Source organism: Burkholderia sp. BCC0506 (assembly GCF_902833145.1).
GTDB lineage: Bacteria > Pseudomonadota > Gammaproteobacteria > Burkholderiales > Burkholderiaceae > Burkholderia.
This window is the reverse complement of the sequence record NZ_CADFEN010000009.1, coordinates 77,897-102,364: the sequence shown is the minus strand read 5'-3', so window position 1 is coordinate 102,364 and position 24,468 is coordinate 77,897. Positions and strand designations below refer to the sequence as shown.

Genomic DNA, 24,468 nt, shown 5'->3' with positions numbered 1-24,468 from the left:
CGCGCTCAGGCGTCACGATTGTCGACGCCGGCCGATTCGAAGCTCGCCATCTCGCGGAGGAACGCGGCCGCCGCGCGCACCAGCGGCAGCGCGAGCGCCGCGCCCGTACCCTCGCCGAGCCGCAGGTCGAGCGCGAGCAGCGGCTTCGCGCCGAAATGCTCGAGCATGCGCCGGTGCCCGGCCTCGTGCGACGTGTGCGAGAACACGCAGTAGTCGCGCACGCCGGGCGCGATGCGCTCGGCGACGAGCAGCGCGGCGCTCGCGATGAAGCCGTCGACGAGGATCGTCATCCGCTCGCTCGCGGCCGCGAGGTACGCGCCCGTCATCATCGCGATCTCGAAGCCGCCGAACGTCGCGAGCACGTCGAGCGGCGCGACCGCGTGCGAATGCTTGACGAGCGCGCGGCCGAGCACCGCGCGCTTGTGCGCGAGGCCCTGATCGTCGAGCCCCGTGCCGCGGCCCACGCATGCGTCGATCGGCACGTCGAGCAGGCGGCTCATCAGGCAGGCGGCCGACGACGTGTTCGCGATCCCCATCTCGCCGAAGCCGATCACGTTCGTGCCGAGCGACGCGTGCAGGCGGACGCGCGCCGCACCGGCGGCCAGCGCCTTCATAGCCGCTTCGTGCGTCATCGCCGGCTCCACCGCGAAGTTGCGCGTGCCGCGCGCGACCGGCAGCGATACCAGCCGGTCCGACAGCGGCAGCGGCGACGCGACGCCCGCATCGACGATCTCGAGCGTGCTCTGCGCGACGCCCGAAAACGCATTGATCGCCGCGCCGCCGGCCAGGAAGTTCGCGACCATCTGCGCGGTCACCGCCTGCGGATAAGGACTGACGCCCTCGGCCGCGATCCCGTGGTCGCCCGCGAACACGATCGTCACGGGACGCTGCATGACCGGTCGCTCGGTGCGCTGGATCAGGCCGATCTGCAGCGCGAGCGCCTCGAGCTGGCCGAGGCTGCCGGGCGGCTTGGTCTTGTGGTCGATCACATGCTGCAGGCGCGTGCGCAGCGCGTCGTCGAGCGGCGCGATCGCGGGCGGGAATTGGGTCGGAGTCGTCATCGAGGAGCCGTGTCGTGGGCGCGGCAAGCGCCGCGCATCGGAAAAGTCGGAACAGGAAAGGTCATGGTCGCGCGGGCCATGCCGGCAGGAGCGCATCGCGGCCGTTCTCGCGGATCAGCACGAGCGGATAGCCGAACGCGTCGCTCGCGCGCTCGGGCGTCAGCACGTCGTGCACGGGGCCGGCCCACGCATGGCCGCGGCCGTCGAGCAACAACGCGTGCGTCGCGAAACGCCGCGCGAGGTTCAGGTCGTGACACGAAAACATCACCGTGCGCGGGCCTGCCGCGAGCCAGGCGGTCAGCGCGCTCAGGCAGTCGATCTGGTGATGCAGGTCGAGATGCGCGAGCGGTTCGTCGAGCAGCATCAGCGGCGCATCCTGGCACAGCGTCGCGGCCAGCGCGACCCGCTGCCGTTCGCCGCCCGACAGCGACATCACGTCGCGCGCCGCGAGCGCGGTCAGGTCGAACGTCGCGAGCGCCGCGCGCGCGGCCGTGCGATCGTCGTCGCGCTCCCAGCCCCAGCCGCCGAGATAGGGAAAGCGGTTGAGCAGCACCGTGTCGAACACGGTCGCGCTGAATGCGTCGTGCAATTGCTGCGGCATCAGCGCGCGACGCTGCGCGAGTTGTCCGGGCCGCCATGCGGCAAGCGGCCGGCCGTCGATCTCGACGTGTCCGCCGGCGGGCGGCTGCAATCCCGCGAGCGTGGCGAGCAGCGTCGTCTTGCCCGCGCCGTTCGGCCCGGCGACGCACCAGATTTCGCCGGGGCGAAACGCCTGCGTGAAGCGGTCGAGCAGCGTGCGCGCGCCGGCCTTCAGCGTCAGGTCGGCGGCCATGCAGTGCATGTCGCCGGCAGCGGCGTGCGATATGGCGCGCGTCATCGCATCGGTCTCCTCAGCAACATCCACAGGAACACCGGCACGCCGACCAACGCGGTCATCACGCCGACCGGCAATTGCGCGGGCGCGATCGCGGTGCGCGCGAGCAGGTCGGCCGCCATCACGCCGCCGCCGCCCGCGAGCATCGCGGCCGGCAGCAGCATCCGCTGATCGTTGCCGAACGCGAGCCGCAACGCATGCGGCACGACGAGGCCGACGAAACCGATCGTGCCGGCCGTCGTCACCGCGGCAGCGGCGGCCAGCGACGCGACGAGATAGATCCGCACGCGCAGGCGCGCGACCGGCACGCCGAGCGCCTGCGCGGTCGCGTCGCCGCGCAACAGCACGTTCAGCTGCGGTGCGGCCGGCAGCGCGACGCCTGCGCTCAATACCAACGCGCCCCACGCGAACCACGGCGCCGTCGCGCCGTTCAGGTCGCCCGTCAGCCAGAAGATGATGCCGCGCAGCCGCGCGTCGGGCGCGAGCGACAGCAACAGCGTGACGAGCGCGCCCCACCCCGCCGCGATCACGACGCCCGTGAGCAGCAGGCGCGGCGACGCGTCGCGCGATTCGCCGCGCCACAGCTCGCGCCTCGCGAGACCGAGCACGAGCGCGACCGATACGAGCGAACCGGCGAACGCCGATGCATCGACGAGCCACCACGCGCCGCCCGCGATCATCGCGACGAGCGCGAAGCCGGCCGCGCCGCCGGACACGCCCAGCACGTACGGCTCCGCGAGCGGATTGCGCAGCAGCACCTGCAGCAACGCGCCGGCCAGGGCGAGCAGCGCGCCGCACGCGAAACCCGCGAGCGCGCGCGGCAAACGCAGCGTCCGCACGATGTCGGCCAACAGGGTATCGCCGCCGTGCGGCACGAGCGACGCGAGCGCCTGCCATGGCGACATCGGCACGCTGCCGATCGACAGCGACGCGACGAACAGCAGCGCGACCGCGACGGCCAGCGCGGCCCAGATCGCGGTGGCGCGCGCGGCGCTCATGCCGCGCACGGCAGCGTGCACGACGCGCGGCGCATCGGCTTGCGGCAGCCGGCCGGGCGCGCCGTGGGCGCGTGGCGGACGATTGGGGTCGGCATCGAAGAACGTTCCATCAAACATTACGCGCCCCGCTTCCCCGCAGGCCGCGCGTCATGGAGCCCGTGCGGGCTCCCCGTCTCGGCCGGTATCCGGGCTGGCGGCGGTCCGGCTCGCCTTCCCGCGCCATCACGCGCAGTGGCCCGCGCCCGCGTGCGACCTGCACGCAAAACGCGCCCGAGCCGGCCTGCGTCACACGACGCGGCCGCTTACCGTTGCGGGGGCAGCGCAGGTTGACGCGCTCATGGAGCCCGCACCCTGCTTCCCGTTTAACCGCGCGTCCTGCGCGCGAGCACCGAGGCGGCGCCAGTTTAGGAGCCGGTCGCGCGAGCGTCAAGGAAGCGTCCGGACCCGCGCCGGACACGCCTATTCGCGGCAAGAAGCAGGGGTGTTACGACTGGAAACGTTACAGATGTCGGATTGCGCGTTATTCCGCGCTAAAATGCTGGGTCTTTAGAGGACGCAGCAAATGCTCAACGAACTCGAAACCCTGTCTCAGAATATTGGCCGTCTGATTTCGCTGAACAAGCGCTATCACTCGGAACGGCTCGCGCTCGAGGAGCAGGTCGCGCAATTGCGCGCGGAAGCGGATACGGTCCGCGCGGAACTCGCGCAGCTGCGCGACGAACGCAATGCGCTCGCGGCCGAGCGCGACACGTTGTCGGCGAAGATCGACGACGCGCAGGTGAAACTGAACGCGATTCTCGAAAAGCTGCCGCGCTCGAAGAGCGCGGAGCAAGCCGACAACCAGCTCGACCTGCTCGATGCGCAGGCGCGCACGGATGGCGATGACGCGGCCAGCCACGGAGAACATGCATGAGCACCAAGCAGATCGAAGTCTCGATTCTCGGCCAGCCCTATCGGCTCGCCTGTTCGGCCGAGACCGAAGCGGCGCTGCTCGAAGCGGTCGCGCGCGTCGACGCCGAAATGTCGAAAATCCGCTCGAACAGTTCGGTGCGCGGCACCGATCGCATCGCGGTGATGGCGGCGCTGTCGCTCGCATCGGAATTGCTGCGACTGCAAACGAGCGTGCGGCACGGTGAAGCATTTCCGGCGGAGGAAATCCGTCGTACAATGCACCAGATGAACGAACAGCTCGGCGCCGTGCTCGCACAGCACGAGACGCAGTAACGTTTCAAACGATGCGTCGATTCCCCTTGATCTCGACGGTCAACGGTGGTCAAATTGGCGCATCGAATCACAGTTCAGTCAGCTTCCCTGCCTGGTTCGCCAAGGTCATATATTCCTTGAACCAATGCCATGTGCACGGTTGCGGAAATTTGTAGCACGGGCGCGCGCGTCACTCTGTCTGATGTACCCGAAGTGCTGCTAACTGCGACCAATTCTGAACCTCAGGTTCAGGATGCCGGCCTAGCGGCCAAGGCGGGGGCCTATCCAACGGCATCGGGCGTTCCCGGTGCCGTTTTCTTTTGCAACAGCCCTTTCTGCGTCGATCACGATCCATGCAATACTGGCTGATGAAGTCCGAACCGGACGAAGCAAGCATCGACGATCTCGCCAACGCACCGCAGCGTTCGCTGCCGTGGACTGGCGTGCGCAACTATCAGGCGCGCAATTTCATGCGCGACACGATGAAGATCGGCGACGGCGTGCTGTTCTATCACTCGAGCTGCCCCGAGCCGGGCATCGCGGGCCTCGCCGAAGTATCGTCGACGCCCTACCCCGATCCCACGCAGTTCGATCCGAAAAGCCCCTATTACGACCCGAAGTCGACGCAGGAAGCGCCACGCTGGCTGCTCGTCGACGTGCGCTTCGTGAAGAAGTCGCCGCTCGTGCCGCTCGCCGCGCTGCGCGAGCACGACGAGCTGGCCGACATGCGCGTGCTCGCGCGCGGCAACCGGCTGTCGATCACGCCCGTCACGCGAGCGGAATGGCGATTCATCACCGAAAAGTTGATGAAGTAGGCACACGCGAAAGGTCAAATCTGGTCAGTACGCGCCGCCGCGGCGGAACTCGCGGCACGTTCGCGCGGCCTAAGCAACCGCTGTCGGCCGATCGTCGGCTGTCGTTTTTCGTCGCGCGGTACGCCCGCGTCGCGCACGCGCGATCCGCGTGCGCGCCCTCGCACAAGGAGTCCAACAATGACCAAGAAATCCGCACTCGCGCTGTCGCTCGCCCTCGCCGCCGCCGTTCCCGTCGCGCTGACGCTCGCGTCGCCCGCCGCACACGCGCAGACGGCGAACCCGCACTTTCCGGAGCCGGCGGGCGTGCTGTCGCTTTCGTCGCAAGCCAGCGCCGACGTGCCGCAGGACATCATCCACATCACGCTGTTCTACGAGCAGCAGGCCAAGGACCCCGGCAGTCTCACCGCGCAGTTGAACCAGCGCGCAGACGCGGCGCTGTCGCAGGCGAAGGGCGTGTCGGGCGTCACCGCGCATACGGGCGCGTTCTCCGTGTATCCGAGCACCGATCGCGACGGGAAGATCTCCGCATGGCGCGGTCGCACCGAGGTCGCGCTCGAATCGCGCGATTTCGCGGCGGCGTCGAAGCTGGCAGGCCAGCTGTCGAACCTGATGCAGGTCGCGAACGTCGAGTTCTCGCTGTCGCCGGAAGCGCAGCGGGCGGCCGAGCAGAAACTCACGACCGAAGCGATCAAGTCGTTCCGCGCCCGTGCGGACGAAGCCGCGAAGGCGTTCGGCTACAGCAGCTACACGATCCGCGACGTGAACGTCGGCAGCGGCCGCAACGTGCAGCCGTACCCGCGCATGATGGCGATGGCCGCCGCGCCGATGGACAGCGCGAAGATGAGCGCGCCGATCGCGGTCGAGGGCGGCAAGGCCACCGTATCGGTCACCGTCAACGGCTCCGTGCAGATGAAGTAACGCGCGTCGCGCAGTCGTCGAAACGCAAAACGCCGGCCCTCGGGCCGGCGTTTTTCATGCGCATCCGGGTAGCCGATGCCCGCGCCGATCGCGCGGACATCGACGCCGCGTCATGCAGCCGCATTCGCGTTCGCCGCACGGCGGCGATACGCCCAGACCATCATCGCGATACCGGCGAGGATCATCGGCAGCGACAGCCACTGCCCCATCGACAGGCCGAGCGCCAGCAGACCGAGGAAATCGTCGGGCTCGCGCGCGAATTCGACCGTGAAGCGTGCGAGGCCATAACCGATCAGGAACAGCGCGGATATCGCGCCCATCGGCCGCGGCTTGCGCGCGAACAGGAACAGCAAGAAGAACAGCGCGATGCCCTCGAGCGCGATTTCATAGAGCTGCGAAGGATGGCGCGGCAGCATCTGGTATTGCATGAACACGTCGGCGAGATGCCACTTGTCGACGAGCTCCGGGTGCTTCGGCAGCCATGCCGCATCGTCGCGCATCGCGCCCGGGAACAGCATCGCCCACGGCGCCGTCGGGTCGGTCACGCGGCCCCACAGTTCACCGTTGATGAAGTTGCCGAGCCGCCCCGCGGCGAGCCCCGTCGGCACCATCGGCGCGACGAAATCGGTGACCTGCAGCCAGTGCCGCTTGCGCTGCCATGCGAACAGCGCCATCGCGAGCGTCACGCCGAGGAAGCCGCCGTGAAACGACATGCCGCCTTCCCACACCTTGAACACGTCGAGCGGATGCGAGAAATAGAAATCGGCCTTGTAGAACAACACATAGCCGAGCCGGCCGCCGAGCACGGTGCCGAGCACGCCGTAGAACATCATGTCGTCGATGTCCTTCGCGGTCCAGCCCTGCGCCGCGACGTGCGGCAGCTTCAGGCGGATCCGGCCGACGACGATCGCCGCGATGAAGCCGACGAGATACATGAGGCCGTACCAGCGCACGGCCAGCGGCCCGAGATGGATCGCAACGGGGTCGAAATTCGGGTGAATGATCATGGGTTAGGGAAGAAGTTTTCGAATACGGTACGGCCATCGGACACGTGCAGGACCGCGCGTTGGACGGCGCCCGCGCGCCATCGTTCACGTCACGCGGCCAGGCCCTGCGCGCGCACGACGTCGATGAAGCCGGCGAGCACCGGGCTCACGTCGCCGGTGCGCCATACGAGCCCCGTCTCGACGACCGGCGCATCGCCGGCGAGCGGCCGGTAGACCACGCCGGTGCGCCGCAGGTTACGCAGCGATTGCGGCACCAGTGCGACGCCCATGCCGGCCGACACGAGGCTGACGATCGTCTGCATCTGGATCGCCTCCTGACCGATGCGCGGGGTTGCCCCCGCCGCGCCGTAGCAGCCCGTAATGATGTCATAAAAGCCGGGCGCCAAACGGCGCGGAAAGATCACGAGCGGCAACGCGGCGACCTCGGCGAGCTGGACGGGCGCGTCCTCCGGCGCGTCGGACATCCCGGCCGGCATCGCGACCACCAGCGGCTCGCGCACGACGGGCAGGTACGACAGCCCGGCCGCGTGACGCGGCGGCACGGGAGGAATGACGAGCCCGGCGTCGATGCGCCCGGCGACGAGTTCGTCGATCTGCACGTCGCTCGTCGCTTCCGCGAGCTGCAGCCGCACCTGCGGATAGCGCGCGCCGAACGCACGCAGCAACGACGGCAGCAGCCCGTAGTCGGCGGTCGACACGAACGCGAGCGACAACGAGCCGGCCTCGCCGCGCGCGAGCCGCCGCGCCAGCGGCGGCAGCGCATCGGCCGACGCCAGCAGCCGGCGCACGTCGGGCAGCAGCGCCGCGCCGACCGCCGTCAGCGCCACCGAGCGCTTGGTGCGCACGAACAGCGCGACGCCCAGCGTGTCCTCCAGCGCGCGGATCGCCTGCGACAGCGGCGGCTGCGTCATCGACAAGCGCTCGGCCGCGCGGCCGAAATGGCGCTCGTCGGCGACGGTCACGAAATAGCGCCACTGGCGCAGGTCGGGGGTGGGATCGGCCATGCTCGACTCATTCGCAAAACGACTTAATAGACGACAAATAATATATTGGACATCCCAGTCGAGAAACTCCAAGCTTGTTCGATCCGAACCGGCGCGCCCTTCAGGGTGACGCCCATACAACGATGGAGTCCCCCATGTCGTACAACCGTCGCTCGAAGCACATCACGCAAGGCGTGGCCCGTTCGCCGAACCGCTCGATGTATTACGCCCTCGGCTACCAGAAGGACGATTTCGACAAGCCGATGGTCGGTATCGCGAACGGCCATTCGACGATCACGCCGTGCAATTCCGGCCTGCAGCGCCTGTCGGATGCGGCCGTGGCGGCCGTCAAGGCGGCCGGCGCGAACCCGCAGATCTTCGGCACGCCGACGATTTCGGACGGTATGTCGATGGGCACCGAAGGGATGAAGTATTCGCTCGTGTCGCGCGAAGTGATCGCCGACTGCATCGAGACCTGCGTGCAGGGCCAGTGGATGGACGGCGTGGTGGTGGTCGGCGGCTGCGACAAGAACATGCCGGGCGGCATGATCGCGCTCGCGCGCCTGAACGTGCCGGGCATCTACGTGTACGGCGGCACGATCCGCCCGGGCAACTGGAAAGGCCGCGACCTGACGATCGTGTCGTCGTTCGAGGCCGTCGGCGAATTCACCGCGGGCCGGATGTCGCAGGAGGATTTCGAAGGCGTCGAGAAGAACGCGTGCCCGACGTCCGGTTCGTGCGGCGGCATGTACACCGCGAACACGATGAGTTCGTCGTTCGAGGCGCTCGGGATGTCGCTGCTGTATTCGTCGACGATGGCGAACCCCGACCAGGAGAAAGTCGATTCGGCCGCCGAATCGGCGCGCGTGCTCGTCGAGGCCGTGAAGCGCGACCTGAAGCCGCGCGACATCATCACGAAGGAATCGATCGAGAACGCGGTGTCGCTGATCATGGCCACCGGCGGGTCGACCAATGCGGTGCTGCACTATCTCGCGATCGCGCATGCGGCCGAGGTCGACTGGACGATCGACGACTTCGAGCGCATCCGCAAGCGCGTGCCGGTGATCTGCGACCTGAAGCCGTCCGGAAAGTACGTCGCGACCGACCTGCACCGGGCCGGCGGGATTCCGCAGGTGCTGAAGATCCTGCTCGACGCCGGGCTGCTGCACGGCGACTGCATGACGATCACCGGCCGCACGATCGCCGACGAGCTGAAGGACGTGCCGGCCGTGCCGCGCGCGGACCAGGACGTGATCTTCCCGATCGACCGCGCACTGTACAAGGAAGGCCATCTGGCGATCCTGAAGGGCAATCTCGCGGAAGACGGCGCGGTCGCGAAGATCACCGGCCTGAAGAACCCGGTGATCACGGGCCCGGCGCGCGTGTTCGACGACGAGCAGAGCGCGATGGATGCGATCCTCGGCGACCGGATCCGCGCGGGCGACATCCTCGTGCTGCGCTACCTCGGCCCGCAGGGCGGCCCCGGCATGCCGGAAATGCTCGCGCCGACTTCGGCGATCATCGGCAAGGGGCTCGGCGAATCGGTCGGCTTCATCACGGACGGCCGCTTCTCGGGCGGCACCTGGGGCATGGTGGTCGGTCACGTCGCGCCGGAGGCGTTCGTCGGCGGAACGATCGCCCTGGTGCAGGAAGGCGATTCGATCACGATCGACGCACACCGGCTGCTGCTGCAACTGAACGTCGACGATGCGGAACTCGCACGCCGTCGCGCCGCGTGGCGACAGCCGGCGCCGCGCTATACGCGCGGGGTACTCGCGAAATTCGCGGCGCTCGCCCGACCGGCGAACCAGGGGGCCGTCACGGGTTGATGCCGGCACGCATTGCATGCGACCCCGATAAACGGGCCTCCGGGGAACGCGCAAAACGTGCTTTCCCTTTGCTTCTATAATGCGCGGACCATGAAGCCGGCCGTCCCCGCCGGCGGAGAACCGCATGAAACAGACGATATTGCGCGTGCTGCTCGCGACGCTGCTGACCGGCGCCGCGGCGGCGGCGCGCGCCGACCAGCCCGACGGGCTCGCGCTCGCGCAGCGCAAGAACTGCATGGCCTGCCATGCAATCGGCAAGCCGCTGATGGGTCCGTCGTTCCACGACATCGCCGGCAAATACGCGGCGCGCGGCGACGCCGTCGATTATCTGGCGCAATCGATCGTGAAAGGCAGCGTCGGTGTATGGGGCGGCGTGCCGATGCCCGCCAACACGCAGCTGACGAGCACCGAAGCCCACACGCTCGCCCAGTGGGTGCTGTCGGTCCGCTGAATCGGCTACTCGCGCGAAGGTACCTGCCGAACGGCGGCTCGGCGCCGGCTTCCCTTGCCCCTATCGGGCCGTTTTTCACCGCCGCGAACGATTGCCCGTTCAGCCGGCATGACCGGCGCGACGGCGGGCGATCTCTTCATCGACCGCATCGCGCACCCAGTCCATCACCTCGGTTTCCAGCGCGAGCGCGACTTCGCGCGTGACCTGGCCGACCAGCCAGGCCGAATGCTCGTGCAGCGCATCGCGACAACGCGCTTCGATGGCCTCGCGCCCCGCTCCGGTCAGATAGTTCGTCAGGCGATGGCGCAGCCGTTCGGCGATGTGCTGCGCATCTTCCGGCGTCAGCCCGGCCGCGGCCTGCGCATCCTGGAGCGGTGCCGCGCCCGGCAGGCCTGACTCCGGCATTGCCGTATCGGGCGCATGCCCGGCCGCCTCGTGCGCAATCGCGGCGAACGTGTGTTGCGGCAAGTCGTCATCGACCAGCGACGAGCGCAGCGGCGCCGTCATCACGGCCGCATCGTCGGCGATCACGTGCTCCGCGGCGCCGGGCTCGGCCGGCGCATCGGTTTCGCCCGCGGCGGCGGCGGTCGCCCCGTCGCCCGGCAACGCGACAGCCGGCACGTGCGGCGTCGGCACGGGTTCGACCACGACGAATTCGGGGTCGGCTCCGGTTTGACGGAAATCGGCCGGCGTCGCACCCGCGGCGCCCGGTGCGATCACGTCGGTGAGCACCGGAATCGCAGCGCTGTCGTGCGACTGCGGCGCGGCGGACGCCGGCGCGCGCGCCGGCACCGGCTTGCCCGGCACCAGCACGTCGGTCAGCGTCGGGATCGAGGATGAATCGGCTTCTGTCACGGGAACACTCCGTCGACGGTTGCGGCTAGCCGCCCTGCTTGTAATTGTTCAGCGCGTAACCGCGGTCGCGGTAGAACCGGTAGCGGTCGCGGCCCGCGGCCAGCTCGTCCGGCGCGTTGCCGACCACCTCGAGCAGGCGCTCGAAGCGGGCGAACTGCGCGGGCACGGTCGCGCCGAGGTTCAGCAGCACGTGATGATGCGGCGCGCGATCGAGATCGGCGGCCAGCACGATCGGCGTGCCGGCTGCGTGCTCGCTGTCGACGCCGCAATGCGGAATGAAATCGAGCGGCGAGAACGTCCAGAGCCGCTCGTCGAGCGCGCGCAGGCGCGCGGGCTCGGCGAGCACGACGACCGGCTGCCCGGCCTGATAGGCCTTGCGCAGCAGCCGGCACGCGTACGCGAGCGAATCGCCGACGTTCGAGTGGAAATCGATCCGCGTCATTGCCCGCGCACCCGCTGCGTCGTCAGCCCCGCCATCACTGGCCGGCGCGGTCGATCAGGAACTGCGCGAGCAACGGCACCGGACGGCCCGTCGCGCCCTTCGCGGCGCCGCCCTTCCATGCGGTGCCCGCGATGTCGAGGTGGGCCCACGGATAGCTCTCGGTGAAGCGCGACAGGAAGCACGCGGCCGTCACCGCGCCGGCCGGACGCCCGCCGATGTTCGCGAGATCCGCGAAGTTCGACTTCAGCTGATCCTGGTACTCGTCGTCGAGCGGCATGCGCCATGCCGGGTCGTTCGCCTCGCGCGACGCGTCGAGCAGTTCGCCCGCGAGCGCGTCGTTCGTCGAGAACAGCCCGCTGTTGTGGGCGCCGAGCGCGATCACGCAGGCGCCCGTCAGCGTCGCGACGTCGATCACGGCGGCCGGCTTGAAGCGCTCGGCATACGTGAGCGCGTCGCACAGGATCAGGCGGCCTTCGGCGTCGGTGTTCAGCACCTCGATCGTCAGCCCCTTCATGCTGGTGACGATGTCGCCCGGCTTCGTCGCGTTGCCGCCCGGCATGTTCTCGCAGGTCGGCACGATCGCGACGACGTTGATCTTCAGGCCCATCTCGGCGACCGCGCGGATCGTGCCGAGCACCGAGCCCGCGCCGCACATGTCGTACTTCATCTCGTCCATGCCTTCGCCGGGCTTCAGCGAGATGCCGCCCGTATCGAACGTGATGCCCTTGCCGACCAGCACGATCGGCGCGGCCTTCGCGGCGGCGCCCTGGTAGTGCAGCACGATGAACTGCGGCGGCTCGACCGACGCGCGCGCGACCGACAGGAACGACCCCATCTTCAGCGCCTGGATCTGCTTGAGCCCGAGGACTTCGGCCTTCAGGCCCCAATCCTTCGCGATCTGCTTCGCGGTGTTGCCGAGATAGGTCGGCGTGCAGACGTTGCCCGGCAGGTTGCCGAGGTCGCGGGTGAGGTCCATCCCGTTCGCGAGCGCGACGGCCTGCTTGACCGCGACCTTCGCGGCCTTCTCGTCCGCCGGGTCGACGCTGAACACGACGCGCTTGAGCGTGTGCGACGCCGGTTCCGGCTTGCTCTTCATCTGCGTGAAGCGGTAGGTCTCGTTGCGCAGCGCGAGGATCGCGGCGCGCACGCCCCAGTCGGAGCTGCGCTCGTCGACCGGCAGTTGCGCGAGCGAGAACGTGACCTGGACGACCTTGGTGGCCAGCAGCGCGCGCCAGGCGGCCGTCACCGCATCGTTGTAGGCTTTCTGATTGAAAGCATCCTGCTTGCCGAGCCCGACGAGCAGCACGCGCGACGCGCCGATGCCCGACACTTCGTGCAGGAACAGCGTCTTGCCGCGCTTGCCGTCCATGTCGCCGGCCTTCACCACGCGCGAGATCAGCCCCTTGGTGGCCGTGTCGATGTCGAGCGCCGCGCCCGACAGGGTCTGCGCCTCGAAGATGCCGAGCACGATGCAGTCGGACTTCCCGGTCAGGAACCCCTTGGCCTCGCCTTTGCTCCAATCACAGCCTTTTATACTAAAGTCCATCGCGCTTGTCCTCGGATAAAATCTGGGCTAAGGATGAAAGCCGCAATTATCCGCTATTTTTCCCGTGGCGGCGCGAGCGCTCCACCACGCGTGCGCAGCCTCCCGCCCTCTTCTCATCAAGAATGATCTTCGAACGCTCCCTCCAGCGCGAGCTTGCGTATACGGCTGGCGCCGTGTTCATGGTGCTGCTCACGATCATGCTCACGACGATGATGATTCGCATCGTCGGCTACGCCGCGTCCGGCGAAATCGATCCGCGGGACGTGCTCGTGCTGATCGGCCTGACCGTGATCGGCTACCTCGCCGTGATGCTCGTCGTCACGCTGTTCGTATCGATCCTGTTCGTGCTGACCCGGTGGTACCGGGACTCCGAAATGGTGGTGTGGCTCGCGTCGGGCGTGAGCCTCACGCGCCTCATCAAGCCGATCGGCGTGTTCGCCACGCCGATCGTCCTGCTGATCGCCTTCTTCGCGTTCGTCGGCTGGCCATGGTCGAACCAGCAGAGCAAGATGATCAAGGCGCGCTTCCAGCAGCGCGACGAGATCTCGCTGCTCGCGCCGGGCCAGTTCCGCGAATCGGCCGCGAACCATCGCGTGTTCTTCATCGAGAAGATGTCGCCCGACCAGAGCAAGGTCCAGAACGTATTCGTCACGTCGACGGAAAACGGCAAGGTCAACGTGGTCGTGTCGCAAACGGGCCACACGGAAACCTCGAAGGACGGCGATCGCTTCGTCGTGCTCGAGGACGGCCGCCGCTACGACGGCACGCCCGGCCAGCCGAACTTCAAGATCATGGAGTTCGAGCGCTACGGCGTGAAGATCACGAGCAAGCCGGTCACCAACGTGCCGAGCACCAACAGCACGCCCACGCCCGACCTGCTGCGCAACCCGACGCGCGACAACCTCGCGGAATTCGCGTGGCGCGCGGGGCTGCCGCTGATCGCGATCAACCTGATGGTGCTCGGCATCCCGCTGTCGTACCAGAACCCGCGCCGCAGCCGCACGATCAACCTCGTGATGGCCGTACTGATCTACCTCACGTACTCGAACCTGCTGAACGTCGTGCAGGCGCAGATCGAACAGGGCAAGATGTCGTTCGGGGTCGGGCTCGTCGGCCTGCACGTGATCGTCGCGGCGATCGTCGCGTTCATTTTCTGGTTGCGCGTGCGCAATCGTCCGTTGTTGACACGCGCGCTGTTCGGCCGCTCGGGAGCATGATCGATGCGGCTCTATGAAAAGTACTTCGCGCGGCAGATCTACGTCACGTTCATCTTCATCCTGTTCGCGTTCTCGGGTCTGTTCTTCTTCTTCGACCTGATCAGCGAGCTGAACTCGGTCGGGCACGGCAACTACAAGTTCGGCTACGCGGTGCTGCGCGTCGCGCTGCAGACGCCGTCGCGCTTCTACGAAATCATTCCGGTCGCCGCGCTGATCAGCGCGATCTACGTGTTCGCGCAGATGGCCGCGAACTCGGAATTCACGATCTTCCGCGTGTCGGGCCTCGCGACCAACCAGGCGCTGCGCTCGCTGCTGAAGATCGGCGTGCCGCTCGTGATCGTCACCTACCTGATCGGCGAATTCGTCGGCCCGTACGCCGATCAATTGTCCGAACGCGTGCGACTGCAGGCGCTCGGCGCGTCGGTATCGTCGAACTTCCAGTCGGGCGTGTGGGTGAAGGACACGCTCGCGGCCCGCGAGAACGGCGAGCAGGTCACGCGCTTCGTCAACGTCGGCAGCCTGTCGCCCGATTCGACGATCAGCAACGTGCGCATCTACGAATTCGACTCGAAATTCCAGCTGCAGAACGTGCGGATCGCGCAGACCGGCCGCTACGAGCCGCCCGGCCACTGGCTGCTGAAGGGCGTCACCGAAACCGAACTGACGCCGATCAAGCCGATCAGCGGCCAGCCGGCCGACGCGCTGAACCCCGTGTACCGTTCGCAGCAGGTATCGCTGCCCGAATACCGGCTGCGCTCCGACCTGACGCCGCAGATCCTGTCGGTGCTGCTCGTGTCGCCGGAGCGCATGTCGATCGTCAACCTGTTCCGCTACATCCAGCACTTGCGCGAGAACCAGCAGGACACGCAGCGCTACGACATCGCGCTGTGGCGCAAGCTGCTGTATCCGTTCGCGGTGTTCGTGATGCTCGTGCTGTCGCTGCCGTTCGCGTACCTGCACACGCGGGCCGGCGTGGTCGGCGTGAAGGTGTTCGGCGGCATCATGCTCGGCATGAGCTTTCAGTTGCTCAACACGCTGTTCTCGCACATCGGCACGCTGAACACGTGGCCCGCGCCGCTCACCGCCGCGACGCCGGGTCTCATCTATCTCGCGCTCGGCCTGTTCGCGCTCAAGTGGGTCGACCGGCACTGAGCGCCGCGTCGCGACGGAGGCTTCGACATGCATTCGCACGGTATCGTCCTGTTCGGCCACGGCGCCCGCGACCCGCGCTGGGCCGAGCCGTTCGAGCGGCTCGCCGCGCGGCTGCGCGGCGCCGGCTCCCCTGCCGCGCAGGTGTCGCTCGCGTTCCTCGAACTGATGACGCCGTCGCTCGGTGAAGCCGTGGCCGCGCAAGTCGCGGCCGGCTGCGCGCGCATCACCGTGGTGCCGGTGTTCTTCGGCCAGGGCGGCCATGTCCGCCGCGACCTGCCGCAACTCGTCGACGCATGCCGCGCCGCGCATCCGGGCGTCGAGATCCGCTGCGCGACGGCCGTCGGCGAGGACGACGGCGTGCTCGACGCGGTCGCGCGCTATTGCATCGAGCAGATCGGCAGCGACGCGTAGCAGCGCACGCCTTCGCCGTCCCCAAAGAAAAGCGCCGGCATCTGCCGGCGCTTTTCTTTGTTTCGGACCACCGCCGAGCCACGCTCAGGCGGCATTGCGCATCGGATCGCCCGCCTGCGCGTGCCGTGCGCGTTCGGCGAATGCATCGCCGATCATCAGCAGGCTCGGCTCCGCGGGATCGAGCCACGCCTGCGCGTCGCCCGCCGCCATCTGCGCGAGCGTGAGTGTCAGCGTGCGTTCGCGCGCGGTGCTGCATGCCTCGACGATCGCCACCGGCGTCGCCGGCGCACGACCGGCATCGATCAGTTCCTGCGCGATGCCGGGCGCACTGTCGCGGCCCATGTAGTAGACGATCGAATCGGCGCGGGCGGCTTCGCGGATCTCGTCGCTGCCCGGCGCGCGGCTGTGCGTCGCGAACGCGACGCTGCGCGACACGCCGCGCAACGTGAGCGAACGCTTCAGCGTCGCCGCGCCGGCCAGCGCGGCCGTGATGCCCGGCACGACCTCGTAGTCGATGCCGGCCGCCTCGAGCGCGCGCATTTCCTCTTCGGCGCGACCGAACAGCATCGGATCGCCGCCCTTGAGCCGCACGACGCAGGCATGCTCATGCGCCGCATCGACGATCTGCTTGTTGATGAAATGCTGCGCGGTCGAGCGCTGCCCGCAGCGCTTGCCGACCGCGATCTTCCGCGCGTTCGGCGCATAGTCGAGCATCGCGGGCTCGACGAGCGCGTCGTGCAGCACCACGTCGGCCTGCTCGAGCAGCCGCATGCCGCGCACCGTGATGAGGTCCGCGGCGCCCGGCCCTGCTCCGATCAGATACACCTTGCCCATGTTTGTCGCTTCGCTAGGGTCCTGCCGCGGCGGCCGGTTCGCCGCCGCGCCAATTGACGATTACGCCGAGAACGCGCGGATCATGCCCGCGGCGACCGTGTGATGCGTCGCCTCGTCGATCAGCACGAACGCGCCCGTGCCCGGATGCGCATCGTACGTGTCGCAGACGATCGGCTTTTGCAGCGTCAGCGCCACGCGGCCGATGTCGTTCATCTTCAGTTCCTGACGGTCGGTCGCGTGCGACAGCGTATGCACGTCGAGCACCTGCTTGACCGCGCCGATCTTCGCGAACACCGTGCTGGTGGTCTGCTTCAGCAGGTACTTGCGCTGCGGCGACAGCGGCGCCTCGTCGAACCAGCACAGGTCGGCCTCGAGCTTCCTGGCCGGCTCGACCGGCTCGGCGGTCGTGACGAACATGTCGCCGCGCGACACGTCGACGTCCTCTTCGAGACGGATCGTCACCGTCTGGCCCGCGAACGCGTGCGCAACGGAAGCCGTGCCGCCCGGCACCGGCGCGACGATCTCGGCCACCGTCGCGGTTCGGTTCGACGGCAGCACGACGAGCGCGTCGCCGACCTTCACTTCGCCCGACTCGATGCGGCCCATGTAGCCGCGGAAATCGTCGGCCGAGCTGCCGTCCTGGCGCGCGACCCACTGCACCGGAAAGCGCAGCGCATCATGCGCCTGCGTCTCGACCGGCAGCGATTCGAGCACGTCGAGCAGCGGCTCGCCCGCGTACCACGGCATGCGCTCGCTCGCGCCGACGATGTTGTCGCCCTTGAGCGCCGACACCGGCACGAAGCGCACGTCGGTCAGACCGAGCTGCTTCGCGAGCGCGACGTACGCGTCGCGGATCTCGTTGAAGCGCGCCTCGCTGTAGTCGACGAGGTCCATCTTGTTGATCGCGACGATCACGTGCTGCAGCCCGAGCAGCTTGACGATCGCGCTGTGGCGCTTGGTCTGCGGCAGGAGCTGCACGACGCCGTTCTCGACCGTGATGCGCGTCGCGTCGACCAGGATGATCGCCGCGTGCGCGGTCGACGCGCCCGTCACCATGTTGCGCGTGTACTGCTCGTGGCCCGGCGTGTCGGCGATGATGAACTTGCGCTTCGCGGTCGCGAAGTAGCGGTACGCGACGTCGATCGTGATGCCCTGCTCGCGCTCGGCTTCCAGCCCGTCGGTCAGCAGCGCGAGATCGAGCTCGTCGCCGACCGTGCGCTTGTTCTTCGCGCGCGACAGCGCGGACAACTGGTCGGACAGCACGGCCTTGCTGTCGTACAGCAGGCGGCCGATCAGCGTGCTCTTGCCGTCGTCGACGCTGCCCGCGGTGATGAAGCGCAACACGCCGAGGTCTTCGGTGTTCTCGATGATGCTCATGATGTGAATGTCCTCGTGTGCTTCAGAAATAGCCTTGCTTCTTGCGCTGTTCCATCGCGGCTTCGGAGGCCTGGTCGTCCATCCGGGTCGCGCCGCGCTCGGTGATCTCGGTCACCGCCGTCTCGGCGATGATCTTCTCGACGTCGTCCGCGTCGCTCTCGACCGGGCACGTGCAGCTGATGTCGCCGACCGTGCGGAAGCGCACCTGCGCCAGCTCGCTCGTCTCGCCGTCACGCATCGGCGTGAGCGGCGTGACCGGCACGAGCAGCCCGTTGCGGCGCACGATCTCGCGCTGGTGCGCGTAATAGATCGACGGCAGTTCGAGGTTCTCGCGCGCGATGTACTGCCACACGTCGAGCTCGGTCCAGTTCGAGATCGGGAACACGCGCAGATGCTCGCCCTTGTGCAGGCGCGCGTTGTACAGGCTCCACAGCTCAGGGCGTTGCGCCTTCGGGTCCCACTGGCCGAATTCGTCGCGGAACGAGAAGATCCGTTCCTTCGCACGCGCCTTCTCCTCGTCGCGGCGCGCGCCGCCGATCAGCGCCGTGTAGCCGTGCTGCTCGATCGTCTCGAGCAGCGTGACGGCCTGCGCGGCGTTGCGCGAATCGGTTTCGCGGCGCAGCACGACCGTGCCGCGCTTGATCGAATCCTCGACGTGGCCGACCACCAGCTCGGCGCCGAGCTCTTGCGCACGGCGGTCGCGGAAGTCGATCACTTCCTCGTAGTTGTGGCCCGTGTCGATATGCACGAGCGGGAACGGCAGCGTCGTCTTGCGGTTCGCGCCGAGGCCGAACGCCTTCAGCGCCAGATGCAGCACGACGACCGAATCCTTGCCGCCCGAAAACAACAGCGCCGGCTTGCTGCATTCGGCCACGAGTTCGCGCAGGATGTGGATCGACTCGGCTTCGAGCCAGTCGAGGTGGCCCATGCGGCTGTCGGCGCCGGTGGGCGGGGCAAAGGCGGATTGCTCGAGCGTCGTGCTCATGATTTCAGTCCTTCTCTTCCGGGTTCGTGCCGCCCGCTGTCGCGGGCGGCGCAATATTCAGTTTTCTTGTCGGCTTTCAGTGCGCGGCGCCGGCTTCGGCATTCGCGGGAATCGGCGTGATCGTCGTGATGTGCAGCCCGCATTCCTTCGTATCGCGCGACTCCCACCACCAGCGGCCCGCGCGGCTGTCCTCGCCGGGGCGGATCGCGCGCGTGCACGGCTCGCAGCCGATGCTCGGGTAGCCGCGCGCATGCAGCGGGTTGACCGGCACGTCGAACGCGTTAAGGTACGCCCACACGTCGCTTTCCGTCCAGTCGGCGAGCGGGTTGTACTTCGCGATCCCGCGCGCTTCGTCCCGTTCTTCCTCGTGCAGCTCGGCACGCGTGACCGACTGCTCGCGGCGCTGGCCCGTCACCCACGCGCCGACGTCGGCCAGCGCGCGGTTCAGTGGCTCGACCTTGCGGATGTGGCAGCACGACTTGCGCAGCTCGACGCTCTCGTAGAACGCGTTCAGGCCGTGCTCGGCCACGTATTGGTCGACCGCGTCCTGCCGCGGATGGAACTGCTCGATCTCGTAGCCGTAGCGCTCGCGCACGCGGTCGATCATGCCGAGCGTTTCCGCGTGCAGGCGGCCCGTGTTCAGCGAGAAGATGCCGATCGGCACGTTCTTCGACAGGATCGCGTGCGTGAGCAGCATGTCTTCCGCGGCGAGGCTGCTCGCGAACTTCACCTTGTCGTGGCGGGCGCCGATCTGCGCGAGCAGCGCGTCGAGGCGCTCGACCTTCGCGGCGAGCTCCGGCGTCAGCGCGGTGGCGGCTGCGGTGCTCATGCGCTCACCTTGGCGTCGGGCGCAGCCGCGCGGCGGCGGAACAGCGGTGCCGGCTCGTCGAACCCGCCCTGGTAACGCTGCGTGAATTCCGTGAACGCATTCAGCGCATCGTGGATGTCCTTGTCGGCACGCACCGCGAATGCGTCGAAGCCGCAACGCGACATGTACAGCAGCTGGTCGCGCAGCACGTCGCCGATCGCGCGCAGCTCGCCGGTCCAGCCATGACGCTCGCGCAGCAGGCGCGCGATGCTGTAGCCGCGGCCGTCCGCGAAGCGCGGGAAATCGACGGCGACCAGCGAGATCGCGCCGAAGTCGGCCGCGAGATCCGCCGGTTCGCTGTCCGGCGCGAGCCACACGCCGAGTTCGTCCTTCGCCTTCGCGGCGACGAGCGCCGCACGCTCAGCCTGCCACAACGCGAACGGCACCAGCACCTTGCCTGCCGGCAACGCGTCGACCGCGGGCAGCGCGCCGTCTTCCGCCGCGCGCACGACCTGCCATGCGTCGTCGATCACTGCGCGGTTCTTGATAATCGAAGCCATCTGCAAATTCCTTCTACCCGGTTGGTTACGCGTTCACTGCCTGGCGCGCCGCATACACGCGCTCCTTGAACGGCGCGATGCCGATGCGGTCGTACGTGTCGATGAAGCGCTCGCCGTCGATGCGCGCCTCGACGAACGTGTCGATCAGCTTCGCGATCACGTCCGGCACTTCTCCCGCGGAGAACGACGGCCCGATCACGCGGCCGAGGCGCGCGCCGTTGCGGCCCGTGCCCTGCTCGCCGCCGAGCGACACCTGGTACCACTCGGCGCCGTCCTTGTCGACGCCCAGGATGCCGATGTTGCCGACGTGGTGATGACCGCACGAGTTCATGCAACCGGAAATGTTCAGCGACAGGTCGCCGAGGTCGTACACGTAGTCGAGATCGTCGAAACGCTGCTGGATCGCCAGCGCGATCGGGATCGACTTCGCGTTCGCGAGCGAGCAGAAGTCGCCGCCCGGGCACGCGATGATGTCGGTCAGGAGGCCCACGTTCGGCGTCGCGAAACCGGCCGCCTTCGCCTTTTCCCACAGCGCGAACAGGTCGCGCTTCTTCACGTTCGCGAGAATCAGGTTCTGCTCGTGCGACACGCGCAGCTCGCCGAACGAGTACGCGTCGGCCCAGTCGGCCACCAGATCCATCTGCGCGTCGGTCGCGTCGCCCGGGGCCACGCGATGGTCCTTCAGCGACAGCGTGACGGCCGCATAACCCGGCACCTTGTGCGGCGCGACGTTACGCTCGACCCAGCGCGCGAACGCCTTGTTCTCGAGCAGATGCTGTTCGAACGACGCGTCGGTGTCGGCCAGCTTCTCGTAGACGGGCGGCTGGAAGTATTGCGACACGCGGTCGATTTCGGCCTGCGTGAGCGTCGACGGGCCGTCCTTCAGGTGCTGCCATTCTTCCTCGACCTGCTGCGCGAACTTCGCCGGCGACAGCGCCTTCACGAGGATCTTGATCCGCGCCTTGTACAGGTTGTCGCGACGGCCGTAGCGGTTGTACACGCGCAGCACGGCTTCGCAGTACGTGAGCAGGTGCTGCCACGGCAGGTCTTCCTTGATCACCGCGCCGACGATCGGCGTACGGCCGAGGCCGCCGCCCGCGAGGATGCTCGCGACCACGTCGCCCTGCGCGTTCTTCTTCAGGTACACGCCGAGATCGTGAATCTGCACGGCCGCGCGGTCATGCTTCGAGCCCGACACCGCGATCTTGAACTTGCGCGGCAGCCACGCGAATTCGGGGTGGAACGTCGACCACTGACGCAGGACCTCGGCCCACGGACGCGGATCGATCTCTTCGTCCTGCGCGACGCCGGCGAACTGGTCGGCCGTGATGTTGCGGATGCAGTTGCCCGACGTCTGGATCGCGTGCATCTGCACCGACGCGAGCTTCGCGAGGATCTCGGGCGTCTCTTCGAGCTGCACCCAGTTGAACTGGATGTTCGAGCGCGTCGAGAAGTGGCCGTAGCCGCGGTCGTGTTCGCGGGCGATGCGCGCGAGCATGCGGAGCTGGTCGCTGCGCAGGTTGCCGTACGGAATCGCGATGCGGTGCATGTACGCGTGGCGCTGCATGTACAGGCCGTTCTGCAGACGCAGCGGACGGAATTCGTCTTCGCTCAACTCGCCCGACAGCCGGCGGCGCACCTGATCGCGGTACTGCGCGACACGTTCGTCGACGATCGTCTGGTCGTATTGGTCGTACTGATACATTCGGGGACCCCAGGGTTTTCGTGGTGACCGCGCGACGTCCTAGCCACGTCGCGCCCGAATCTCCGTTCCGTCGCCACCGCCGCCATCCGCTGCCGGCTGGATTGCTAATGACGAAAACAGATATCCATATTTGAAAAACTCGGGTGAATCGTAATAAACTCGCCTTATATTTCAAACGACTAAAAAATTCTGTTGATATGCGGAAGGGTTATAAATGAACCTGCACCAATTTCGCTTCGTGCGCGAGGCCGTCCGGCAGAATTTCAACCTCACCGAGGCCGCCAAGGCGCTCTACACGTCGCAACCGGGGGTGTCGAAGGCCATCATCGAGCTCGAGGACGAGCTGGGCGTCGAGATCTTCACGCGGCACGGCAAGCGCGTGCGCTCGCTCACCGAGCCCGGGCGAATCATCCTCGCGTCGGTCGAGCGGATTCTGCAGGAAGTGGAAAGCCTTAAAAGGGTCGGAAAAGATTATGCCGCGCAAGACCAGGGCAACCTGACCATCGCGGCGACCCACACGCAAGCCCGCTACTCGCTGCCGGCCGCGATCGCCGAGTTCAAGAAGCGCTTCCCGAAGGTGCACCTGTCGATCCTGCAGGGCAGCCCGACGCAGGTAGCCGAGATGGTGATCCACGACCAGGCCGATCTCGCGATCGCGACCGAAGCGATCTCCGACTACAAGGAGCTCGTGTCGCTGCCCTGCTTCCAGTGGCATCACGCGGCCGTCGTGCCGGCCGACCATCCGCTGCTCGAACGCAAGCCGATCACGCTGGACGACCTCGCCCAGTACCCGCTGATCACGTACGACGACGCGTTCGCCGGCCGCAAGAAGATCAACCATGCGTTCGCGCTGCGCGGGCTGTCGCCGGACATCGTGCTCGAGGCGATCGACGCCGACGTGATCAAGACCTATGTCGAGCTCGGCCTCGGCGTCGGCATCATGGCCGACATCGCGTTCAATCCGGAGCGCGATCGCGGCCTGCGGCTGATCCCGGTCGGTCACCTGTTCGGCAGCAACGTGACGCGCGTCGCGCTCAAGCAGGGCGCCTACCTGCGCAGCTACGTCTATACGCTGGTCGAACTGCTGTCGCCGACGCTGAACCGCAAGCTGATCGAGCAGGCGCTCAAGGGCGAATCCGAATCGTACGAGCTTTGACGGACAGGTATGAACACGGGGGCGCATATCGCGCCCCTTTTTGTTGCCCGACGGAGATTTCCGCATGACGCTTCCCGCCCTGCCACGGTTTCCCGCCTCGTTGCGCCGCGCCGCCGGCGCCGCCCTCGTGCTCGCCTGCGCGGCCGCGCATGCCGACCTGAAGGTCGGCGTCGACCTGTCGTCGACCGGCCCGGCCGCCGCGATCGGCATCACGAGCAAGAACGCGATCCTGATGTGGCCGAAAACGATCGCCGGGCAACCCGTGCAGGTCACGGTGCTCGACGATGCGTCCGATCCGGGCACCGCGGTACGCAACATCCGCAAGCTGGTCGACGAGGAGCACGTCGACGTCGTGGTCGGCCCGAACATCACGCCGGCCGCGCTGGCGGCGCTCGACGCGGTGGCCGCCGCGCAGACGCCGATGATCACGCTGGTCGGCTCGGGCGCGATCGTCGAGCCGCAGGAAGGCGCGCGGACCTGGGCGTTCAAGATGGCGCAGGGCGACCGCGCGATGGCCGACGTGATGACGCGCTACATGGCCAACCACGGCGTGAAGACGGTCGGCTTCATCGGCTTCGCGGACAGCTACGGCGACAGCTGGCTGAACGAATTCACGCGCTTCGCGGCGTTGCGCAAGCTTCGCGTGGTTGCGACCGAGCGCTTCAACCGCACCGATGCGAGCGTCACGGGCCAGGCGCTGAAGCTGATCGCGGCGAAGCCCGACGCGATCCTGATCGCGGGCTCCGGCACGCCCGCCGTGCTGCCGCAGCGCACGCTGATCGAGCGCGGCTACAAGGGTGCGGTCTACCAGACGCATGGAATCGCGACACCGGAATTCATCAAGCTCGGCGGCAAGGATGTCGACGGGACGCTGTTCCCGACCCAGCCGGTGGTCGTCGCGCGCACGCTGCCCGCCGATCATCCGGCCCGCCAGGCCGCGCTCGCGTTCGTCGATGCGTACGAGGCGAAGTATGGGGCCGGCACGGTCACGCAGTTCGCGGGCGACGCGGCGGGCGTGTACCCGCGCCTCGCGGATGCGGTCGGCCGCGCGCTGAAAGCCGCGCAGCCCGGCACGCCCGCGTTCCGCGCGGCGCTGCGCAGCGAACTCGAACGCGCGCACGAGCTCGTCGTGCCGAACGGCGTCGTCAATACCAGCGACAAGGATCATGTGGGGCTCGACCAGCGCGCGAGCGTGATGGGGATCGTGAAACAGGGCCGGTTCGTGTACCTGAGCCAGTAGTCCACGCGGCCGGTCGCCGGGCTGCTTGCCCGGTGCTCGGT

The 24,468-nt window shown here is 67.8% G+C and carries 25 protein-coding genes, 1 other RNA gene and 1 riboswitch; of the genes, 12 read left to right on the top strand and 14 right to left on the bottom strand.

Annotated features, from left to right (window positions below; all coding sequences use genetic code 11):
* Nucleotides 1–5: 5 nt before the first annotated feature.
* The 3 genes from cobT to HWX62_RS21345 all read right to left on the bottom strand — a co-directional run bounded on the left by cobT (nucleotide 6) and on the right by HWX62_RS21345 (nucleotide 3,050).
* Complete coding sequence (gene cobT / locus HWX62_RS21355) at nucleotides 6–1,061, bottom strand: nicotinate-nucleotide--dimethylbenzimidazole phosphoribosyltransferase (RefSeq protein ID WP_175930502.1); 1,056 nt, start codon at nucleotides 1,059–1,061, stop codon at nucleotides 6–8.
* A gap of 61 nt (nucleotides 1,062–1,122) precedes the next feature.
* The gene (locus HWX62_RS21350) at nucleotides 1,123–1,938 is read right to left on the bottom strand and encodes an ABC transporter ATP-binding protein (protein WP_175930501.1); all 816 of its coding nucleotides are present in this window, start codon (nucleotides 1,936–1,938) and stop codon (nucleotides 1,123–1,125) included.
* A complete protein-coding gene (locus HWX62_RS21345) occupies nucleotides 1,935–3,050 on the bottom strand; it encodes an iron ABC transporter permease (RefSeq protein ID WP_244136077.1) in 1,116 nt (371 codons plus the stop codon). Before HWX62_RS21345 ends, HWX62_RS21350 begins: the two co-directional genes overlap by 4 nt.
* A gap of 41 nt (nucleotides 3,051–3,091) precedes the next feature.
* Nucleotides 3,092–3,341: riboswitch (cobalamin riboswitch) on the bottom strand.
* 154 nt (nucleotides 3,342–3,495) lie between these two features.
* Between HWX62_RS21345 and HWX62_RS21340 the strand changes: the two genes are divergently transcribed.
* The 5 genes from HWX62_RS21340 (at nucleotide 3,496) to HWX62_RS21320 (ending at nucleotide 5,869) form a co-directional block, all read left to right on the top strand.
* On the top strand, nucleotides 3,496–3,846 hold the full coding sequence (locus HWX62_RS21340) for an ATPase (RefSeq protein ID WP_006478092.1): 351 nt from the start codon (nucleotides 3,496–3,498) through the stop codon (nucleotides 3,844–3,846).
* Nucleotides 3,843–4,157, top strand: a complete 315-nt coding sequence (locus tag HWX62_RS21335) for a cell division protein ZapA (RefSeq protein ID WP_006478091.1) — start codon at nucleotides 3,843–3,845, stop codon at nucleotides 4,155–4,157. The genes HWX62_RS21340 and HWX62_RS21335 overlap by 4 nt, the downstream gene beginning before the upstream one ends.
* 81 nt (nucleotides 4,158–4,238) lie before the next feature.
* A non-coding RNA gene (gene ssrS / locus HWX62_RS21330) (6S RNA) lies at nucleotides 4,239–4,420 on the top strand.
* Between the two features lie 69 nt (nucleotides 4,421–4,489).
* Nucleotides 4,490–4,951 carry an EVE domain-containing protein gene (locus tag HWX62_RS21325; RefSeq protein WP_006478090.1) on the top strand — a complete coding sequence of 154 codons (462 nt, stop codon included), beginning with the start codon at nucleotides 4,490–4,492 and terminating at the stop codon, nucleotides 4,949–4,951.
* 177 nt (nucleotides 4,952–5,128) lie between these two features.
* Nucleotides 5,129–5,869 carry an SIMPL domain-containing protein gene (locus tag HWX62_RS21320; RefSeq protein ID WP_059576741.1) on the top strand — a complete coding sequence of 247 codons (741 nt, stop codon included), beginning with the start codon at nucleotides 5,129–5,131 and terminating at the stop codon, nucleotides 5,867–5,869.
* 110 nt (nucleotides 5,870–5,979) lie between these two features.
* Here the strand turns inward: HWX62_RS21320 and lgt are convergent, their stop codons facing one another.
* Nucleotides 5,980–6,876, bottom strand: a complete 897-nt coding sequence (lgt, locus tag HWX62_RS21315; protein ID WP_175930500.1) for a prolipoprotein diacylglyceryl transferase — start codon at nucleotides 6,874–6,876, stop codon at nucleotides 5,980–5,982.
* A gap of 89 nt (nucleotides 6,877–6,965) precedes the next feature.
* Entirely contained in the window at nucleotides 6,966–7,880 is a 915-nt protein-coding gene (locus HWX62_RS21310) for a LysR substrate-binding domain-containing protein (protein WP_175930499.1), read from the bottom strand.
* A 134-nt stretch (nucleotides 7,881–8,014) separates the two neighbouring features.
* On the opposite strand from HWX62_RS21310, the gene ilvD reads away from it, so the two are divergent.
* Both ilvD and HWX62_RS21300 read left to right on the top strand, forming a co-directional pair.
* Nucleotides 8,015–9,688, top strand: a complete 1,674-nt coding sequence (ilvD, locus tag HWX62_RS21305; protein ID WP_175930498.1) for a dihydroxy-acid dehydratase — start codon at nucleotides 8,015–8,017, stop codon at nucleotides 9,686–9,688.
* Nucleotides 9,689–9,812: 124 nt separating this feature from the next.
* Entirely contained in the window at nucleotides 9,813–10,139 is a 327-nt protein-coding gene (locus HWX62_RS21300; protein WP_175930497.1) for a c-type cytochrome, read from the top strand.
* Between the two features lie 99 nt (nucleotides 10,140–10,238).
* Here HWX62_RS21300 and HWX62_RS21295 read toward each other — a convergent pair whose 3' ends face one another.
* From HWX62_RS21295 to HWX62_RS21285, 3 genes are read right to left on the bottom strand one after another with little or no spacing between them, the layout of a single operon-like run.
* On the bottom strand, nucleotides 10,239–10,994 hold the full coding sequence (locus HWX62_RS21295) for a DUF2486 family protein (protein ID WP_175930496.1): 756 nt from the start codon (nucleotides 10,992–10,994) through the stop codon (nucleotides 10,239–10,241).
* A gap of 25 nt (nucleotides 10,995–11,019) precedes the next feature.
* Nucleotides 11,020–11,436: a DNA polymerase III subunit chi gene (locus HWX62_RS21290; RefSeq protein ID WP_006484796.1), complete on the bottom strand. Its 417-nt coding sequence runs from the start codon at nucleotides 11,434–11,436 to the stop codon at nucleotides 11,020–11,022.
* Between the two features lie 34 nt (nucleotides 11,437–11,470).
* Entirely contained in the window at nucleotides 11,471–12,982 is a 1,512-nt protein-coding gene (locus HWX62_RS21285; protein ID WP_175930495.1) for a leucyl aminopeptidase, read from the bottom strand.
* A gap of 122 nt (nucleotides 12,983–13,104) precedes the next feature.
* Here HWX62_RS21285 and lptF point away from each other — a divergent pair, with 122 nt between their 5' ends.
* Genes lptF through HWX62_RS21270 form a run of 3 tightly spaced genes read left to right on the top strand, consistent with a single transcriptional unit; the run spans nucleotide 13,105 to nucleotide 15,762 of the window.
* Complete coding sequence (gene lptF / locus HWX62_RS21280; protein WP_175930494.1) at nucleotides 13,105–14,199, top strand: LPS export ABC transporter permease LptF; 1,095 nt, start codon at nucleotides 13,105–13,107, stop codon at nucleotides 14,197–14,199.
* Between the two features lie 3 nt (nucleotides 14,200–14,202).
* Nucleotides 14,203–15,351 (top strand): LPS export ABC transporter permease LptG, encoded by a 1,149-nt coding sequence (gene lptG / locus HWX62_RS21275; RefSeq protein WP_175985233.1) that lies wholly within the window; start codon nucleotides 14,203–14,205, stop codon nucleotides 15,349–15,351.
* Nucleotides 15,352–15,378: 27 nt separating this feature from the next.
* Nucleotides 15,379–15,762, top strand: coding sequence for a CbiX/SirB N-terminal domain-containing protein (locus HWX62_RS21270; protein ID WP_175930492.1), 384 nt, complete (start codon nucleotides 15,379–15,381; stop codon nucleotides 15,760–15,762).
* 84 nt (nucleotides 15,763–15,846) lie between these two features.
* On the opposite strand, the gene cobA is transcribed toward HWX62_RS21270, so the two are convergent.
* From cobA to HWX62_RS21240, 6 genes are all read right to left on the bottom strand, one after another.
* Entirely contained in the window at nucleotides 15,847–16,596 is a 750-nt protein-coding gene (cobA, locus tag HWX62_RS21265; RefSeq protein ID WP_175930491.1) for a uroporphyrinogen-III C-methyltransferase, read from the bottom strand.
* Nucleotides 16,597–16,656: 60 nt separating this feature from the next.
* Nucleotides 16,657–17,973 carry a sulfate adenylyltransferase subunit 1 gene (locus HWX62_RS21260; RefSeq protein WP_175930490.1) on the bottom strand — a complete coding sequence of 439 codons (1,317 nt, stop codon included), beginning with the start codon at nucleotides 17,971–17,973 and terminating at the stop codon, nucleotides 16,657–16,659.
* Between the two features lie 22 nt (nucleotides 17,974–17,995).
* Nucleotides 17,996–18,958 (bottom strand): sulfate adenylyltransferase subunit CysD, encoded by a 963-nt coding sequence (gene cysD, locus HWX62_RS21255; RefSeq protein WP_006478076.1) that lies wholly within the window; start codon nucleotides 18,956–18,958, stop codon nucleotides 17,996–17,998.
* Nucleotides 18,959–19,034: 76 nt separating this feature from the next.
* Nucleotides 19,035–19,787 carry a phosphoadenylyl-sulfate reductase gene (locus tag HWX62_RS21250; RefSeq protein ID WP_175930489.1) on the bottom strand — a complete coding sequence of 251 codons (753 nt, stop codon included), beginning with the start codon at nucleotides 19,785–19,787 and terminating at the stop codon, nucleotides 19,035–19,037.
* On the bottom strand, nucleotides 19,784–20,326 hold the full coding sequence (locus HWX62_RS21245) for a DUF934 domain-containing protein (protein ID WP_175930488.1): 543 nt from the start codon (nucleotides 20,324–20,326) through the stop codon (nucleotides 19,784–19,786). The genes HWX62_RS21250 and HWX62_RS21245 overlap by 4 nt, the downstream gene beginning before the upstream one ends.
* A 25-nt stretch (nucleotides 20,327–20,351) precedes the next feature.
* On the bottom strand, nucleotides 20,352–22,031 hold the full coding sequence (locus HWX62_RS21240) for a nitrite/sulfite reductase (protein WP_175930487.1): 1,680 nt from the start codon (nucleotides 22,029–22,031) through the stop codon (nucleotides 20,352–20,354).
* Between the two features lie 214 nt (nucleotides 22,032–22,245).
* Here HWX62_RS21240 and HWX62_RS21235 point away from each other — a divergent pair, with 214 nt between their 5' ends.
* Nucleotides 22,246–23,187 carry a CysB family HTH-type transcriptional regulator gene (locus tag HWX62_RS21235; protein ID WP_175930486.1) on the top strand — a complete coding sequence of 314 codons (942 nt, stop codon included), beginning with the start codon at nucleotides 22,246–22,248 and terminating at the stop codon, nucleotides 23,185–23,187.
* A 64-nt stretch (nucleotides 23,188–23,251) separates the two neighbouring features.
* Nucleotides 23,252–24,427, top strand: a complete 1,176-nt coding sequence (locus HWX62_RS21230) for an ABC transporter substrate-binding protein (protein ID WP_175930485.1) — start codon at nucleotides 23,252–23,254, stop codon at nucleotides 24,425–24,427.
* Nucleotides 24,428–24,468: the final 41 nt, after the last annotated feature.